16 protein-coding genes are annotated in these 15,911 nt (G+C 71.6%); 10 read left to right on the forward strand and 6 right to left on the reverse strand.

All coding sequences use genetic code 11. The features are described from left to right. Positions 1 to 15: 15 nt before the first annotated feature. Both DMB66_RS03370 and DMB66_RS03375 read left to right on the forward strand, forming a co-directional pair. A complete protein-coding gene (locus DMB66_RS03370; RefSeq protein WP_125802508.1) occupies positions 16 to 1,416 on the forward strand; it encodes a sensor histidine kinase in 1,401 nt (466 codons plus the stop codon). Beyond that, a complete protein-coding gene (locus DMB66_RS03375; protein ID WP_125802509.1) occupies positions 1,413 to 2,075 on the forward strand; it encodes a response regulator transcription factor in 663 nt (220 codons plus the stop codon). The genes DMB66_RS03370 and DMB66_RS03375 overlap by 4 nt, the downstream gene beginning before the upstream one ends. 47 nt (positions 2,076 to 2,122) lie before the next feature. Here DMB66_RS03375 and DMB66_RS03380 read toward each other — a convergent pair whose 3' ends face one another. Continuing rightward, a complete protein-coding gene (locus DMB66_RS03380; RefSeq protein WP_125802510.1) occupies positions 2,123 to 3,085 on the reverse strand; it encodes an HTH domain-containing protein in 963 nt (320 codons plus the stop codon). A 57-nt stretch (positions 3,086 to 3,142) separates the two neighbouring features. Between DMB66_RS03380 and DMB66_RS03385 the strand changes: the two genes are divergently transcribed. Continuing rightward, positions 3,143 to 4,378 (forward strand): MFS transporter, encoded by a 1,236-nt coding sequence (locus tag DMB66_RS03385; protein ID WP_125802511.1) that lies wholly within the window; start codon positions 3,143 to 3,145, stop codon positions 4,376 to 4,378. 146 nt (positions 4,379 to 4,524) lie between these two features. Here DMB66_RS03385 and DMB66_RS03390 read toward each other — a convergent pair whose 3' ends face one another. Further along, positions 4,525 to 5,007 carry a MarR family winged helix-turn-helix transcriptional regulator gene (locus DMB66_RS03390; RefSeq protein WP_125802512.1) on the reverse strand — a complete coding sequence of 161 codons (483 nt, stop codon included), beginning with the start codon at positions 5,005 to 5,007 and terminating at the stop codon, positions 4,525 to 4,527. 88 nt (positions 5,008 to 5,095) lie between these two features. Further along, a complete protein-coding gene (locus DMB66_RS03395; RefSeq protein ID WP_125802513.1) occupies positions 5,096 to 5,752 on the reverse strand; it encodes a TetR/AcrR family transcriptional regulator in 657 nt (218 codons plus the stop codon). Between the two features lie 86 nt (positions 5,753 to 5,838). On the opposite strand from DMB66_RS03395, the gene DMB66_RS03400 reads away from it, so the two are divergent. Both DMB66_RS03400 and DMB66_RS03405 read left to right on the forward strand, forming a co-directional pair. Further along, entirely contained in the window at positions 5,839 to 6,258 is a 420-nt protein-coding gene (locus DMB66_RS03400) for an ester cyclase (protein WP_125802514.1), read from the forward strand. Further along, the gene (locus tag DMB66_RS03405; protein WP_199751858.1) at positions 6,255 to 7,319 is read left to right on the forward strand and encodes an LLM class flavin-dependent oxidoreductase; all 1,065 of its coding nucleotides are present in this window, start codon (positions 6,255 to 6,257) and stop codon (positions 7,317 to 7,319) included. Before DMB66_RS03400 ends, DMB66_RS03405 begins: the two co-directional genes overlap by 4 nt. 130 nt (positions 7,320 to 7,449) lie before the next feature. Here DMB66_RS03405 and DMB66_RS03410 read toward each other — a convergent pair whose 3' ends face one another. Then, complete coding sequence (locus tag DMB66_RS03410) at positions 7,450 to 8,529, reverse strand: DUF5937 family protein (RefSeq protein WP_125802515.1); 1,080 nt, start codon at positions 8,527 to 8,529, stop codon at positions 7,450 to 7,452. Positions 8,530 to 8,633: 104 nt separating this feature from the next. Here DMB66_RS03410 and DMB66_RS03415 point away from each other — a divergent pair, with 104 nt between their 5' ends. Genes DMB66_RS03415 through DMB66_RS03435 form a run of 5 tightly spaced genes read left to right on the forward strand, consistent with a single transcriptional unit; the run spans position 8,634 to position 12,949 of the window. Next, positions 8,634 to 9,818 (forward strand): amidohydrolase, encoded by a 1,185-nt coding sequence (locus DMB66_RS03415; RefSeq protein WP_125802516.1) that lies wholly within the window; start codon positions 8,634 to 8,636, stop codon positions 9,816 to 9,818. Continuing rightward, positions 9,815 to 10,552: an amino acid ABC transporter permease gene (locus DMB66_RS03420; protein ID WP_199751861.1), complete on the forward strand. Its 738-nt coding sequence runs from the start codon at positions 9,815 to 9,817 to the stop codon at positions 10,550 to 10,552. Before DMB66_RS03415 ends, DMB66_RS03420 begins: the two co-directional genes overlap by 4 nt. Next, positions 10,549 to 11,319 (forward strand): amino acid ABC transporter permease, encoded by a 771-nt coding sequence (locus DMB66_RS03425; protein ID WP_125802518.1) that lies wholly within the window; start codon positions 10,549 to 10,551, stop codon positions 11,317 to 11,319. The genes DMB66_RS03420 and DMB66_RS03425 overlap by 4 nt, the downstream gene beginning before the upstream one ends. After that, the gene (locus DMB66_RS03430) at positions 11,316 to 12,038 is read left to right on the forward strand and encodes an amino acid ABC transporter ATP-binding protein (RefSeq protein WP_125802519.1); all 723 of its coding nucleotides are present in this window, start codon (positions 11,316 to 11,318) and stop codon (positions 12,036 to 12,038) included. The genes DMB66_RS03425 and DMB66_RS03430 overlap by 4 nt, the downstream gene beginning before the upstream one ends. Positions 12,039 to 12,064: 26 nt before the next feature. Continuing rightward, positions 12,065 to 12,949, forward strand: coding sequence for an ABC transporter substrate-binding protein (locus tag DMB66_RS03435; RefSeq protein ID WP_199751863.1), 885 nt, complete (start codon positions 12,065 to 12,067; stop codon positions 12,947 to 12,949). A gap of 80 nt (positions 12,950 to 13,029) precedes the next feature. Here DMB66_RS03435 and DMB66_RS03440 read toward each other — a convergent pair whose 3' ends face one another. Continuing rightward, the gene (locus DMB66_RS03440) at positions 13,030 to 13,470 is read right to left on the reverse strand and encodes a hypothetical protein (protein ID WP_125802520.1); all 441 of its coding nucleotides are present in this window, start codon (positions 13,468 to 13,470) and stop codon (positions 13,030 to 13,032) included. 42 nt (positions 13,471 to 13,512) lie between these two features. After that, entirely contained in the window at positions 13,513 to 15,888 is a 2,376-nt protein-coding gene (locus DMB66_RS03445; RefSeq protein ID WP_125802521.1) for a calcium-binding protein, read from the reverse strand. Positions 15,889 to 15,911: the final 23 nt, after the last annotated feature.

A 15,911-nucleotide genomic window follows, 5' to 3' on the forward strand; every position in this document is an offset into this window, starting at 1 on the left:
GCTTACTGTCACCCTGTGGAAGCCGAAGACCTGCCTAGGAGCATCAAGCGGGCGTACGGGGGAATCCAGCGGGCTTCCGCCGCTCGCCCCGACGCCATGCGGGTCGCCGCGGCGGTGGTCCTGTTCGTGGGCGCCTCGGTCTTCGCCCACATCCGGACGGGTTCCACGTCGCTGCTGACGTTGGTCACGGCCGTGGTGGTCTCCGCCGCCTTCGCTGTGGTCCCCGCGCTGCGCTGGCAGCCCTGGCTCGTGCCCGCCACAGCCGCCGCGGGTGTGATCGTCCTGATGCCGGGGGGAGCGCAGGAATCCCCGGCCCGACCCGCACTCGTCCTGGCGATGCTGGTGTACTCCCTGCGCAGTGAGCTGGCCGCGGCCGTCATCGCGGCCGCCGCGGTCAGCGGTGCCGTGGGACTGGTCGGCAGCGTGCTCTCCGCGATGCAGGAACGGATTCAGCTGGAGAGCCTCGCGGTGGTGCCGTACGTGCTGGCGGCGGCGGCCACCGGCCAGGCGGTACGGGCCAACCGCGCGCAACGAGCCATGCTCGAGGAACGGGCCGTGCGCGCCGAGCAGGGACGCGAGGACGAAGCACGCCGGCGGCTCCAGGCCGAGCGCATCCGCATCGCGCGGGACCTGCATGACGCGGTCGGCCACCACGTCGCCCTGATCAGCGTGCAGGCGGGCGCCCTGACCTACCTGCTGGACCGGGATCCGGCCAGGGCGCGCGAGTCCGTGGAGCACATCCAGAACGCCAGCGGGGCGGCCCTGGAGGAGCTCCGGCTGACCGTCGGCCTGTTGCGCGAGCCCGGCGAGGAGCACGAGCCGGTCGAACCGGCCGGTCGGCTCGGCCGGCTGGACGAGCTGATCGCCTCCTTCACGGCCGCCGGGCTGCGGGTGACCTGCGAGGTCAGCGGCCCGGCCCGGCCGCTGCCCGAGGCGGTCGACCTCACCGCCTTCCGGCTGATCCAGGAGTCGCTGACCAACACGGCCAAACACGCGGCGGCGACCTCGGCGGCGATCCGGCTCACCTTCCGCCCCGGCACGCTGGCCCTGGCGGTGGACGACGACGGTCCACCACCCTCCGACGGCGAGGCGACACCAACGGGGCACGGCACCATCGGCACGCGCGAGCAGACCACCACGCTCAGCAGCCAGGGAAAGACGGCGGGGCACGGCACCATCGGCACGCACGAGCAGACCACCACGCACAGCAGCCAGGAGAAGGCGGCGAGACACGGCACCATCGGCACGCGCAAGCAGACCACCACGCACAGCAGCCAGGGAAAGGCGGCGGGGCACGGCATCATCGGCATGCGCGAGCGGGCCGTCGCGCTCGGCGGTCAGCTGACCGCCGGCCCGCGCCCGGAGGGTGGTTTCCGGGTCAGCGCGGAGCTGCCGGCCCCGGCCGGCGCGCCGTGACCCCGGTACGCGTGCTGCTCGCCGACGACCAGGACATCGTCCGCGCCGGGCTGCGCCTGATGGTCGACAGCGCCACCGACCTGACCGTGGTCGGCGAGGCGGCGACGGGTGGCCAAGCCGTCCGGATGGCCCGCCAGCAACGGGCCGACGTCGTCCTGATGGACATCCGGATGCCCGAGCTCGACGGCCTCGCGGCCACCCGCCGGATCACCGCCGACGAGAATCTGGCCGGGGTGAGGGTGCTGATCCTGACCACGTTCGAGGTCGACGAGTACGTCTTCGAGGCGCTGCGGGCCGGGGCGAGCGGCTTTCTCGGCAAGAGCGCCCGGCCGGAGGCGCTGATCGACGCGATCCGCACGGTGGCCCGGGGCGACTCCCTGCTCTCCCCCGTCGCGACCCGGGGGTTGATCGCCCGCTACCTGGCGCTGGCCGACCAGGGCCGGGTGGCAGACGCCGGCCTGCTCGACGGGCTGACCGACCGGGAACGCGAGATGGTGGCGCTGGTGGCCACCGGGAGGTCCAACACCGAGATCGCCGAGCACCTCACGCTCAGCCCGCTCACCGTCAAGACCCACATCAACCACGCCATGACGAAGCTGGGCGCGCGCGACCGCGCCCAGCTCGTGGTCATCGCCTACCAGGCCGGCTTGCGGCCCTGATCCGGCACCGCCCGCGCAGGAACTGTCCAAGGTGCACGGTCCAGGGCTCAGGCCCGGCCGGCCGTCAACTGGTCGCCGAGGTCGGAACGGCGGTAGAGCACCGAGCGGCCGTGCCGGGCGCTGACCAGCAGACCGCCCGTGTGCAGTGCCCGCAGGTGCTGGTTGACGGCGGTGGTGGTGACCCCGAGCCGGACGGCCAGCTCGGTCGAGGAGGCCGGCGTGGCGAGCTGGATCAGCAGGCCCGCCCGGGTGGCGCCGAGCAGGCCGGCCAGGGCGTCGGGGGCGGGCAGGGCCTGCGGCTCCCACAGGGTCGCGACGCCGCGGGCCGGATAGAGGATCAGCGGCGGCTCGTCGGGCGAGATCGGGGTGGACGCGTTGATGGTCCACAGGCTCGGCACCAGGGTCAGGTCGCCGTCGGTCGCGCGACGATAGTCCAGTTTGGAGCGGAGCTGAACGTCGACGACGTTGTCGACGAGCCGGACCGTGGGCGACAGCCCGGCGAACATCGCGGCGAGCCCGCGCCGCGCGATCTGCCGCCCACGATAGGTGAGGTCGCCCTCCAGCAGCGCCCGCATCCGCGGCCAGTGCGGCTCGAAGCAGAGCCGCCAGTAGTCGGTCAGTGCGGTGACGATGCGGGCCAGCACCCGGGCGGCCGGGCCGCGCAGCGGGCCCGGGAGCTCGCCCGTGGTGTGCACGTCCCGCAGACCGCGCCGGACGACGCCCGGGTCGGTGCCGGCCAGCTGCGCCAGCTCGTCGTCGATCCGGGTCAGCGGCGAGTACGGGCGCGGGTTGAGGAAGTCCGGCGTCCACAGCCTGGTGTTGGTCAGCGCGAGCAGCATCTCCTCGTCGAGGCTGCCGCGCACCTCCTCCAGCTGGTGCAGCCAGCGCAGGTTGAGCGGGTAGCGGCCCGGGTCGCGCCAGGCGCGCAGGGACAGCACCATCTCGTTGAGCGGGGACACCGCGAACCGCACACCGGCGAGGTCCATGCCGACCAGCTGATACCGCACCATGAAGCATAACGCTACATCGTTGGTGCGCCCGGCCGGGCACCTGCGACAACTGTGGTCATGAGTGATGTCCTGACCCCGGCCCGGCCGTCCGTGTCCGGCTGGATCCGGCGCGGCCTGCGCCCGGACGATCCCACCCTGCGGGCGCTGACCTGGGCGACCATGGCCGGCGCGCTGTCCAAGGGCGTCTTCTTCAGCGTCAGCGTGCTGTTCTTCACCCGCGTCGCCGGCCTGTCCCCCGCCACCATCGGCCTCGGGCTCACCATCGCCGGCGCGGTCGCCGTCGGCGCGTCGCTGGGATCGGGCTACCTGGCCGGCGCGGTCGGCGCGCGGCGGGTGCTGGTCGCCGCCACCGCCGGCCAGGGACTGGCCCTACTCGCGTACGTGGTGGTGCGCACACCGGTGGCGTTCGTCGCCGTCGCGTGCGCCGCGGTGGGCCTGCAGGCCGTGCAGCGCACGGCGCTGAGCACGATGATCGCGCAGAGCTTCGTCGGCCCGGAGCGGGTCGAGGTGCGCGCCCGGCTGCGCGTGGTCACCAACACCTTCATCGGGGTGGGCGCGGGGCTCGCAGCCGTCGCGCTCGCGATCGACACCGATCCGGCCTACCTGGTGGCGATGGTGTGGACCGCCGCGATGCTGTTCGTCTCCGCGGTGCCGGTGCGGCGGCTCCCGGTGGGCGGGACGGCCGGCGGGCCACGCGTACGCGGCCCGCACCGTTCCCCGCTGCGCGACCGCACCTATCTCACCGCCGCCGCGCTCAACGCGGTGATGACCATGCAGTTCAGCATGCTGACCGTGGGCGTCCCGCTGTGGATCACCGGCTGGACCGCCGCGCCGGCGGTGACCGTCGCCGGGCTGCTGGCCCTCAACACCGTCATCGTCTCCCTCCTGCAGATCCGGGCGACCCGCGGCACCCACGAACTCCCGGGCGCCGGGCGCGCCGTCGCCCGGTCCGGCGTGCTGCTCGCCCTCGCCTGCGCGTTGTACGCCACGGCCGACCACGGCGTCGCGCTCATCGCCGTGATGCTGCTGACGCTCGCGACCGTGGCGCACAGCCTCGCGGAAGTCCTCGCCGAGGCCGGCAACTGGACCCTCGCCTTCGAGCTCGCCGACCCGGCCAACATCGCCGCCTACCAGGGCGTCAGCACGACCGGCGGCTCGATCGGCTCGATGCTGGGCCCGATGCTGGTGACCGTGACGGCCATCGAACACGGCTGGGCGGGCTGGGCGCTGCTGGGCGGGCTGTTCCTCGCCACCGGGCTGGCCACCCTGGTCCTTGCCCGGCAAAGCGCCTAAGGCGCCTGGCACGCCACGGCCGAGGACGGGGTCACACCTCAGGCCACGGCGGCCGGGCCGCGTGCCTCGATCTCGGCGGTGCGGCGGACACCGCAGCACGTGTGCTGATACCTGCCGGCAGGGAGGTGGCTCAGCTCGGGTGGTCGTCAGTCGGGGACGGCGGGCGGTGCGGGTCGGGACAGGTGTGCCCGCAGGGCGGCGGCGATCTCGCCCGCGGCGGCCAGGTGCTCGGGGGTGAGGGCGTCGACGAACAGCTCCCGGATGGCCCGCAGGTGCGGGACCGTGGCCCCGCGGAAGGCCTCGGCGCCGGCCGGCTCCAGCACGACCTCCGCGCCCCGGTTGTCGGTGGCGCACTCCTCGCGCCGGATCAGCTGCCGCCGCTCCATCCGGCCGAGATGATGCGAGAGCCGGCTGCGTTCCCAGCCGATGCTCGCGGCCAGCTCGGACGAACGTATCCGGCCTCCGGTGGCCTCACTCAGCGCCAGGAGCACGGCATAGTCACCCGGCGAGAGCCCGGAGTCGCTGTGCAGGCGCGCCGAGAGCATCCCGCGAAGTGCCTCGGTGGTCTCGATGAACTCACGCCACGTGTGCAGTTCGTCGCGGGTGGGGAGCTTGCGTGGCCCGGGCATGACCACCACCCTACTGTGCTTGACACGTCAAGCATGTGCGGTCAGCGGTCGCCCGATGTTCTGAGCACGTCTCGTGCCCTTCGGGTCGCTACTTCCGTCGGCGGTCCGTGGTGGCGCTCAGCCGCAGCAGTTCGCCGTATGCCTCGGCCTCGGACGGCGCGGGCGGTAGCGGTTCGGTCTCCGCGGTCGCCTTGGCCGCCTGGAGAAGGTAGGCGAGAAGCCTGGCGGAGAACCGGCCGGCTTGATCGCCGCCGCCGGCCACCACCCCGGCATGAGCCAGCAGCAGCATGACCAGATCCTCGGGGACGAAGTCGTCGCGCAGGCGACCGATCTCCTGCGCGCGGGCGATGACCCGTTGGATGGCCCGGTATCCACGGCGACGCTCCGCGGCGAACCTGATGGACGCGGGGAAGCTCATCGTGAGCACCTCGGTGAAGCCCCGGTCGACGAGCTGCATGCCGGCGATCTGCTCGACGAAGGTCACGAACCCGTGCCACGGATCCGGGTCGGCCAACGCGGCCTCGGCGAGGTCGGCGTACGCGGCGATCCGGTCCTGGAAGGCCTCCGCCAGCAGCGCGCCTTTCGACGGAAAGCGCCGTCGCAGGGTGGGCTCCCCGACGCCGGCCCGACGTGCGATGTGGCGCATCGACACATCGGTGCCCTCGCTGGCGAACAGCTCCCGCGCGGCGGCGAGCAGCCGTTGCCGGTTCAGCTCGGCGTCCGCCCGCAGTCCCGACTCGTCCATGCGGTGATCGTACGGGGCTGGAATAACCGGCCCGAGCGGCTGTTAGAGTAAGTGACGCACATGCGTCACTTATCTGGGGAGGAAGCATGGCCGACACTCAGACCGTCAAAGACACCGCTCGCGCGTTCTATGAGAGCTACAACCGGAAGGACCTCGACGCCAGCTTCGCCACGTACGTCTCCGCCGACCTGGTCAACCACGTCATGGGCGGCGCCTTCGACCGGGCCGGATGGCTCGCGGCGGACAAGACCCTCTTCCCCGCCTTCGAGGACTTCACGCTGGCGGTGCTCGACCAGGTGGCCGAGGGAGACAAGGTCGCGACCCGCTACCGGCTCGGCGGCACGCACACCGGGGAGTTCTTCGGCATCGCCGCGTCCGGGAACACCGCTTTCCTGACCGGAACCTCCGTCGACCGGGTCGTCGGCGGCCAGATCGCGGAACACTGGGGAGATCTCGACTTCACCGGGTTCCTCCAGCAGTTGTCCACGCCGACCGCTTCGGCATGACGAACAACGAGGGGCACATCATGGAGATCGGCGCGTTCACCTTCGCGGACGTCGCGATCGGTGACGGGGTGGGGCCGGCCCAGCGGATCCCGGAACTGCTGGAAGAGATCGTCCTCGCCGACCAGGTCGGACTGGACGTGTTCGGCCTCGGTGAGCACCACCGGGCCGGGTTCGCCGCGCCGGCCACGGCCGTCCTACTCGCCGCCGCCGCGTCCAGGACGTCACAGATCCGGCTCACCAGCGCCGTGACGGTGCTCAGCTCCGACGATCCGGTGCGGGTGTTCGAGCAGTTCACGGCCCTGGATCTGGCCTCCCGAGGACGCGCCGAGATCATGGCCGGCCGCGGGGCGCTGACCGACTCGTTCCGCCTCTTCGGGCATGACCTGGGCGACTACGACGCCCTGTTCGACGAGAAGCTGCGCCTGCTGCTCGCCCTGCGTGAACCCGCGCCGGTCACCTGGTCCGGGCGGTTCAGGCCGGCGCTGCACGACGAGCTCATCCTGCCGCGTCCGGTGCAGGACCGGCTCCCGGTGTGGATCGCGGTCGGCGGCAGTCCCAACTCCGTCGTGCGGGCCGCGTCCCTCGGTCTGCCGTTGGCCCTCGGCACGATCGGCGGCACGGCCGACCAATTCGCACCCATGGTCGAGCTCTTCCGCGAGGCCCTGGCGCAGTACGAACAGCCACCACAGCCGATCGCGGTCACCATGCACGGCTTCGTCGCCGACACTTCCCAGAAGGCCGGCGAGATCTACTTCCCCGCCGACGCCGCCCTGTTCAACATGATCGGCGCCGAGCGTGGCGTGCCCCCGCTCAGCGCGGCCACCATCGCGGCCAAGAACGGACCCGGGAGCATGTACGCGGTGGGCTCGCCCAGCCAGGTCGTGGACAAGCTCATGCACCAGTACGAGGTGCTGGGCCATCAACGCGCCATGCTCCAACTCGCCGTCGGGCCGGTCGCCCACCGCGACGTCATGCGCGCCATCGAACTGCTCGGCACCGAAGTCGCTCCCGTCGTACGCGCCGAGGTCGCCCGCCGCCAGAACGCGCAGGCCATCCGGTAGGCGGGCACGGCGCCGGCGACGTGCGACCACCTGCCAGGGCCGCCCCTGGCCCCGGGTCAGCGGCGGCCCGCGGCCAGGGCGACGAGGAACTGGCCGCCGCCCGCGGTCACCGGCAGGCCACCCGCGGTGGTCAGCGGTATATCGCGTGTTCGAGGTCGAGGCCGAGGTTGCGGATCGCTTCCAGGTCGAGTTGATAGTGGACCAGCCGGCCGTCGCGTTCCGGGCGGACGAGGGTGGCGTCCCGTAGCTGGCGTAGGTGGCGGGAGACCTGTGGTTCGGTCATGCCGCTGCGTTGGGCGAGGTCGAGGGTGGTGAGCGCTTCCCGGGCGATCAGCCGGCAGAGCCGGATCCGGGCCGGGTCGGCCAGGGCCTGTAGCCGGGATCTCAGCAGCGCGAGCGACGGCTCGGCGGAGTCACGTGCGGCCTGGATGCCGTACTGGATGACGATGGGCCAGCCCTGCTCGTGTTTGACCAGCAGGTGCGGCCAGCAGTAGTGGGACGGGACGACGAGGCAGGGTGCCTGATCGAGCCGGATGATGCCGCTGTGCAGTTTGTCCAGCAGCACCCGGCGGGGCCGGTCGAGTACGGTCGCGCTGGGGCTCAGTTCGGCCAGCGCGGTGGCTGTGTCCCGGTCGCGAATCCGGATCTGCAATCGGTGCACCTCGGCCTGGAGCCGGGGTTGCCGGCGATGCCACTCGGCGTCGAAGCTGGCTTGAGCGTATCGGGCGAGGAAGTCCAGCAGGTCTGCCCGGAACGCGGTGGGTGCGTCCAGCAGCTGCTCGGCGAGCTCCCTGCGGCTGGTCGAGCGTAGCCGGGCGGCCCGGCGTAGCTGCCGCTGTTGCTCGGCGTCGTCGAGGAGGCGGTCCAGCGGCGGGCCGGAGTTGCCGCTGCGGATGGCGTACCCGGCGTGTTCGACGAAGAGCGCCAGCGGAAGGCCCGCGAGGTCGGCGAGTTCGTCGGCGAGGGGCCGCCCGAGTCTCGGGCCGGCGGGAAGCAGGAACCGCGCCTGGTATGCGGACCACAGCGGGGACCACCGGTGCATCTGCTCGGTCAGTCCGGGGTCGAGGGCCACTTCGTCGGTTGGCCGAGCCTGCGGATGATGCTCGCGCTCGGTGTGGGCGTGCAGGTGGGCAGTCAGCTCGGCGAGCGGCGACAGACCGACCCGCACCGCTGTGGGCGGCAGGTTGTCGACGATCACGGTTACCGCCATGGGTGAGTATTACGCACGGCTGGGGTCGCACGTCAATGAAGGTTGCCGGGGTCGCGGTAATCGCCGTGGTGCCGCGGCCCGGCAGCCCTAGCGTCACCGCTGTGATGGATGACCTACTTCGGTTGTTGCCCGCGTACCGGCCCTCGATGGATCGGATCAGCCTGGCGATTCACGCCCGGCCGGAAGTCCGATTCGAGGAGCGGTACGCCGTTTCGGAACTCACCCGGTGGCTGGCCGGTGAGGGCTTCGCCGTCGGATGTCCGGCGGGAGGCTTGGAGACCGCGTTCGTGGCGAGGCACCAGGGCAGCCGGCCGGGCCCGACGGTGGCGGTGCTGATGGAGTACGACGCGCTGCCGGGCCTCGGGCACGGCTGCGGTCACAACCTCATCGCGGCCGGCGGCGCGCTGGCCGCCATCCTGGCTGCCAGGGCCCAACCCGATCACCCCGGCACGCTGCTCGCAATCGGCACACCTGCCGAGGAAGGCGGCGGGGGAAAGATTCATATGCTGGAGGCGGGCGTGTTCGACGACGTCGACGCGGCACTGATGTTTCACCCGGCGGACCGAGGGCTGGTCGCCCGGCACGCCCTCGCCGCGGCGCATCTGGGGTTGCGGTTCCACGGCCGGGCCGCGCACGCGGCGAAGAATCCGCAGGACGGGCGCAGCGCGCTCGCCGCCGTCCAACTGTTTCTCACCGCGGTCGACATGATGCGCCAGTTCGCGCCGACGACCGCCCGGTTGCACGGGATCATCACCAACGGTGGGGACGCGCCGAACGTCGTGCCCGCGCTGACCGAGGCCGCGTTGTTCGTCCGCGACACGACGGCCGAGGGCTTGGCCGATCTCATCGCCCGGATCACGGACGCGGCCAACGGCGCCGCGCTCGCCACCGGCTGCAAGGCCGACATCTTCGAGACCGCGCCACAGTACGCCGGCCGGATCCACAACCTGACCCTGGCGAACCGCTGCGCGGGCTACCTCGGCGAACTCGGCGTCGACCTTGAGCCGCCGTCGCCCACCAACCCGGCCGGGTCCTCGGACATCGGCAACCTGTCACAGGCCATACCGGTGATCCACCCGTACCTCCAGATCGCCGAGCGGGACACGCCCGGCCATTCGGAGCAGATGCGCGATGCAGCCGGCGGGCCCGAGGCTCACGACCGGACCGCGCTCATGGCAGTGGCCATCGCGCGTACCGCGCTCGACGCGCTGGGCGACACGGAGTTCCTCACCGCCGCGCGAGGCGAGTTTCGCGACGCCGTCGGCGAACCTGCGAGGGGATACCAGTGATCGGCCAGTTCTTCGACTGGCCGACGATCACGCGGGCCCTCCCACGGCTGCTCGCCGAGGGTTTGCGCAACACCTTGCTCGTCGCGTTCCTGGCGATCATCGTCGGTCTCATGATCGGCGTGCTGATGGCCGCACTGCTGCTGTCCAAGCGTTGGTGGGTGCGGCTCCCGGCTCAGGCGTACGTGGGCGTACTCCGGAGCCTGCCGGTGGTGCTCGTCGTGATGCTGATCGGCGTCGGTCTACCCGCGGCGGGCCTGCGGCCATTCGGCCGTGAGGCGTTCGGCTACGCGGTGCTCGCCATCGGCGTCGTCTCCGGCGCCTATGTCGCCGACATCGTCCGGTCCGGCATCCTGAGCGTCGAGCCGAGCCAGGTGCACGCCGCGCGCATGGACGGTGGAACGCCGCTGCAGGCGATGTGGCTTGTCGTCGTCCCGCAGGCCGTCCAGCGGTGCCTGCCAGCGCTGGCAGGCCAATTCGTGCGGGATGTCAAGGAGTCCAGCCTGGTCTACGTGCTCGGGTTGGGCATCGGGCAGCGGGAGTTGTTCTTCATCGCCCAGGAGGAAGCCGCCCGTACGAACAACGCCTCACCGCTGGTCGCCGCTGGTGCCTGCTACCTCGCGATCACTCTGCCGCTCACGTTTCTGGTAGCCCGAGCCACCCGCCGACGGGACTCACGCGCGAGTCGGCTGCCCGCCTACCGGCCCATTTCGATGCGTTTGGGAGCCTACCGATGAACGACAACCCGTTCGTGCGCACCTTCCTGAACTGGGAGGTGATCATGGAGACCTTTCCTCGGCTGCTGGCCGAGGGTTTGCGCAACACCCTGCTCATCGCGTTCCTGTCGATCGTCGTCGGTGTGTTCATCGGCATGGCGATGGCCGTGCTGCTGCTGTCCAAGCGCTGGTGGCTGCGGTTTCCGGCCCGGGTTTACGTCGATGTCTTCCGTGGCCTGCCCGTACTCCTCACGGTGATGCTGATCGGCATCGGGCTGCCGGCTTCGGGGTTCCGGCCGTTCGGTCGGGAAGCCTTCGGCTACGCGGTCCTGGCGATCGGGATCATCTCCGGCGCCTACCTCGCCGAGATCTTCCGCTCCGGCATTCAGAGCGTCGAGCCGGGTCAGATGCAAGCGGCGCGGAGCCTCGGCATGAGCTACGGCAGGGCCATGCGCCTGGTCGTCATTCCGCAGGGCATCCGGCGGGTGCTGCCGGCCATCACCGGACAGTTCGTCAAGGACGTCAAGGAGTCCAGCCTCGTCTACATCCTCGGCCTGGGCGTCGGGCAACGCGAGCTGTTCTTCATCGCTCAGGAGGAAGTGGCCCGCACCTACAACTCCTCACCCCTGATCGCCGCGGGCATGTGCTATCTGGCGATCACCGTGCCGCTCACCTACTTCGTGAACTGGCTCGACCGGCGGCTGCGCGATGGCCGGGCAGCGCGGCACACGCCGCTCGACGACATCACACCGGTCGACCTCGCCGCGACTCCCGGGAGCCCCCGATGATCACTCTGGAGAACATCCACAAGTCGTACGGGCCGGTCCAGGTATTGCGCGGCGTGACACTCGAGGTGGCCCGGGGCGAGACGGTGTCCATCATCGGCGCCTCGGGATCCGGCAAGTCGACGCTTCTCAAGTGCGCGAACCTGCTGGAACAGCCGGACCGCGGCCGGATCATCCTCGACGGCACCGCCCTCACCGACCCGGGTGTGAACGTGGACCGGGCCCGTGCTCGCATCGGCATGGTCTTCCAGCACTTCAACCTGTTTCCCCACATGAGCGTGCTGGGGAACGTGACCGTCGGGCTGCGCAGCGTCCGGGGTCTGCCCAGGCAGCAGGCCGAGGAGATCGCGCAGGCGCGGCTGGCCGAGGTCGGGCTCGCGCACCTGGCGGGGCAGCGCCCGGCTCGGCTGTCCGGCGGGCAGCAGCAACGGGTCGCCATCGCCCGGGCCCTCGCCATGGAACCCGCCGTGATGATGTTCGACGAGGCGACCTCGGCGCTGGACCCGGAACTGGTCAAGGACGTGCTCGCCATCATGCGCGACCTCGCCGGGTCCGGGATGACCATGCTCGTCGTCACCCACGAGATGGCCTTCGCCCGGGAGGCGTCCCAGCGCGTCGTGTTCATGGACCGGGGCGTGATCGCCGAGTCCGGCACGCCCGCTCAGATCTTCGAAGCGCCGGAGCACGAACGACTCCGGCGCTTCCTCGCCCAAATCCTGTGAACCATGATTCCGAGAGGACGTCTCCCGTGAAGCTTCGCAAACTCACCCTGCTCACCGCGGCGGTCATCGTCAGCCTGCCCACCCTCGCCGGCTGCGGCGGCACAGACCCGGCCGCAGAAGGCACGTCAGCCGCGGGCTGCCCGGCGGGAAACCCGTACCAGCTCATCGAACCCTGCGTGATCACCGCCGGTACGCAGTCCGAACAGCCACCGTTCGCCTTCGCCGACGCGGGCGGCAGCCCGAAGGGCTTCTCGATCGACCTCGCCGAGGAAGCCGCCCGCCGGCTCGGGCTCCGCGTCGACTACAAGATAACCAACTTGCAGGGCATTCTCACCGGGCTGACCGCCGACAAATACGACATGGGGGTGGCCGGGGTCGGCGCGACCGACGAACGTAAGAAGAGCGTCGACTTCGTCAGGCCCTACTTCTGGAGCTTCACGGCGGTCATGACCAAGACCGACAACGCCGCGGCCGCGTTGCCGGACTTCGGGGGCAAGCGGGTCGGCGTCGTCAGCGGCTCCGTGCAAGAGACATTCGCGAACACCAACGTTCCCGGTGCCATCGTGGTCAAGTTCAAGGACCAGCCCTCCGCAGTCGGCCAGCTCCTGTCCGGCGGAATCGACGCGTTCGTGGTCGGCGGTCCTGACGCACAGGAATACCTGTCCCGCGAGAAGACGCTCAAGATCGCGGCCAGGGCGGACAGCACCCAGGGCACGTCCTTCCCCGTCCGCAAGGGAAAGACCGCGCTCGTCAACGCGCTCGACGAGCAGATCGACAACATGATCACCGACGGCACCTACCTGACGCTGTACGGCAGATGGTTCACCGAACCCGTCTCCGCCAAGCTTCAGGAGATCCGGCCGGGTCTGACGAAGGTGCTCGGTAGCCCCGCGCCGTCAGCTGCCGGCTGACCGCCCACGAGCCTCACCCACGGATACCCCGCGGTGCGCGGGTGGACTGAGGGCCACCCGCGTACCGTGCGGCCTCCGGGTCAGCGGCGGCCCGCGGCCAGGGCGACGAGGAACTGGCCGCCGCCCGCGTCGACGCTCGCGGTCACCGGCAGTCCGGGCACCAGCCGGGAGAACCGGTCGACCAGCCAGTCCGCCGCCTCCTGGGCGTCCTTCTTGCTCGGGCACCGGGCGACCAGTTCGCGGCCGCCCTTGCGTTCGAGGCGATCGGCGACGGCGATCAACGGTGCCGGCTCCACCACGTGCAGCCGGTCCGGCCAGGCGATGACCACCTTGACCGCGCCCTTGCGGGTGTTGCAGGCGCGGTGCGCGAGCCGCTCGGCGACCTTGGCCTTCCGGTCGGCGGTGCGGCTGTCGACGCTGGGACCACGCGGATCGTTCACCGACCTGTCGGCGTCGACCGGCTCGTCGCACACCCAGCACCGCCAGCCGTCACGCTTCGCCACGTCATCAAGGAGACTCATCCGAGCAAACTAGCCTCTCGGCCCGCTCGGCCGACGACCCGGCTAGTCGAGCAGGATGGTTTCGCAGCCGGTCGTGGTCCCGCCGGCCCGGACGAAGCAGCTGTCGCCCGGGGTGGCGGTGGTGTTCGTGCCGCCTCTCACGCCGTCCTTGACGTCGTCGCTTCCGGGTGTTTCGCCCTCCGCGAGTCGGGTGCCCGGCTCGGCGCGCAGGACGTCGTCGCCGCGTCCGCCGGAGAGAGCGTCGGTGCCGTTCTGGCCGTGCAGGGTGTCGTCGCCGGCGCCGCCCGACAACGTGTCGTCGCCGGCACCGCCCCACAGGATGTCCGTGCCCTCGCCGCTCACCAGGTCGATCTCATGGTCGCCGAGCAGCGTGTCGTTGCCGGCGTCGCCCCGCAGGACGTCGTCGCCCTCGCTGCCTCGCATGGTGTCATCGCCGGCACCGCCCGTCACAGCGTCGTTGTCGGGACCACCCCGCAGGATGTCGTCGCCGCCGTCGCCCCGGACGGTGTCCCGGCCGTAGTAGCCGTCGATGTCGTCGTCGCCCTCGCCCCCGGCGAGCGTGTCGTCGCCGAACCACCCCCGCAGCTTGTTGCCGCCCGCGTTGCCCGCCAGCGTGTCGTTGGCGGACCCGCCCTCGAGGTCCTCGACGTCCGCGGCGATGGTGTCGCGCTCGCCCGCCACCCCGTCGTCGCCCCTGGCCCCGTCCAGGTCCGCGGTCACCGCGACGGAGCGCTGCGAGTACGACACCAGGTCCCGGCCTGGCCCACCGTTGAGCACATCCGCGCCGGTGTCGCCGTCGAGGAAGTCGTCTCCGGCGTCGCCGGAGAGCGTGTCGCTGCCGCTGCCGCCCCAGATCCGGTCGTCGCCGGCGCCACCGGAGACGGTGTTCGCGCCCGGTCCGTAGCCTCCGCCCAGCAGGTCGGCGCCTCCGCCGCCCACGATGATGTTCCTGCCGCCGCCCCCGTACAGCCCGTTGTCGCCGTCGTTCCCGGTGAGCCTGTCGTTGCCGGCGCCGCCCTCGACGGCCTCGACGTCCGTGGCGATCGTGTCGTGTTCGCCGGCCTCGCCGTCGTCACCGGTGGCGCCGTCCAGGTCGACGACGACGGCCGCCGTGCGGCGGTAGTACGACGCCTTGTCGCGGCCCGGCCCACCGTTCAGCGTGTCCGCGCCGGCGCCGCCGTCCAGGTCGTCGTCGCCTTCGCCGCCCGTGAGCCGGTCCTTGCCGTCCTCGCCCTCGAGCAGGTCGTAGTCGCCCCCGCCGTCGAGGACGTCGTCGCCGTCGTTGCCCTCGAGCCGGTTGGTGGCGTCGTTGCCGGTGAGGATGTCATTGCCCAGGCCACCCTCGATGTCCTCCACATCGGCGGCGATGGTGTCGCCCTCGCCCCGCTCGCCGTCGTCGCCCGGCTGCCCGTCGAGGTCCGCGGTGACCCGGCCGCGGTGCGATCCGTACCGCACCTGGTCCTGGCCCTCCCCACCGACCATGACGTCGGCACCGGCCTCGCCGTCCAGGGTGTCCGGGCCGTCGCCGCCGGCGATCGTGTCGTTGCCCGCCCCGCCGGAGATCTGGTTCTCGGCGCCGTTGCCGCTGAGGGTGTCGCCGCCGGTGCCACCCTCCAGGTTCTCGACGTCCGCGCCGACAGTGTCGCGTTCACCACGCTCGCCGTCGTCGCCCGCGGCGCCGTCCAGGTCCGCGGTCACGGCGTTGCGATGGTCGGCATAGGTCGCCCAGTCCGCCCCGGCACCGCCGCTCAGGGAGTCCGCGCCGGGGCCGCCGGCCAGCACGTCGATGTCCGCACCGCCGCGCAGGACGTCGTTCCCGGCGCCGCCGGTCAACCGGTCCTGGTCCGCCCCGCCGTCGAGCACGTCCGTCCCGGCACCGCCGACCAGCTCATCGCCGTTCCCACCGCCGGTGAGCTTGTCGTCGCCCGCCCCACCGTTGAGCACGTCCCAGCCGGCGTCCCCCGTGAGGACGTCTTTCCCGGCGCCGCCGGCGATGCGGTCGTCGCCCGCCCCTCCGTTGAGGATGTCGCCGGCACTGCCGCCGGTGAGGGTGTCAGCGCCGGCGCCGCCCGAGACGGTCACGGCGACGCCGGCCTTGGCGGCGACGGTGTCGTTCCGGTCGCCCAGCGACACCGTGACGCGGACGATCGCCCTGGTGGTCGCGCAGGTCACCTTGGTCTTGTCGCGCTTGACCGCCTTGCAGCCCTTGCCCGCCTTGACGGCGACGGTGTCGTCGACGGTGACCTTCCGCCCCGAGACCGTGACCACGATCCGGTTGACCTTGCCGCCGGCCGCGGTGAAGGCGACGGTGCTCGCGCCGGTGACCTTGACGGTCCCGGTCGCGGCGGCCTGAGCGGGCCCGGCGAGGGCCGACGTGCAGGCAACGGCGAGGACGGTGCCGCCGACAGCGGCAACCATGGAACGGAGCGAAGGCGACACAG

This window comes from Actinoplanes sp. ATCC 53533 (genome assembly GCF_003947245.1).

Coding starts and splice junctions, on each gene's coding strand:
- DMB66_RS03380 (WP_125802510.1), bottom strand. CDS start 3,085: ATGGTGCGGTATCAGCTGGTCGGCATGGACCTCGCCGGTGTGCGGTTC.
- DMB66_RS03390 (WP_125802512.1), bottom strand. CDS start 5,007: ATGCCCGGGCCACGCAAGCTCCCCACCCGCGACGAACTGCACACGTGG.
- DMB66_RS03410 (WP_125802515.1), bottom strand. CDS start 8,529: ATGGCGGTAACCGTGATCGTCGACAACCTGCCGCCCACAGCGGTGCGG.
- DMB66_RS03415 (WP_125802516.1), top strand. CDS start 8,634: ATGGATGACCTACTTCGGTTGTTGCCCGCGTACCGGCCCTCGATGGAT.
- DMB66_RS03440 (WP_125802520.1), bottom strand. CDS start 13,470: ATGAGTCTCCTTGATGACGTGGCGAAGCGTGACGGCTGGCGGTGCTGG.
- DMB66_RS03400 (WP_125802514.1), top strand. CDS start 5,839: ATGGCCGACACTCAGACCGTCAAAGACACCGCTCGCGCGTTCTATGAG.
- DMB66_RS03395 (WP_125802513.1), bottom strand. CDS start 5,752: ATGGACGAGTCGGGACTGCGGGCGGACGCCGAGCTGAACCGGCAACGG.
- DMB66_RS03425 (WP_125802518.1), top strand. CDS start 10,549: ATGAACGACAACCCGTTCGTGCGCACCTTCCTGAACTGGGAGGTGATC.
- DMB66_RS03405 (WP_199751858.1), top strand. CDS start 6,255: ATGACGAACAACGAGGGGCACATCATGGAGATCGGCGCGTTCACCTTC.
- DMB66_RS03445 (WP_125802521.1), bottom strand. CDS start 15,888: ATGGTTGCCGCTGTCGGCGGCACCGTCCTCGCCGTTGCCTGCACGTCG.
- DMB66_RS03385 (WP_125802511.1), top strand. CDS start 3,143: ATGAGTGATGTCCTGACCCCGGCCCGGCCGTCCGTGTCCGGCTGGATC.
- DMB66_RS03430 (WP_125802519.1), top strand. CDS start 11,316: ATGATCACTCTGGAGAACATCCACAAGTCGTACGGGCCGGTCCAGGTA.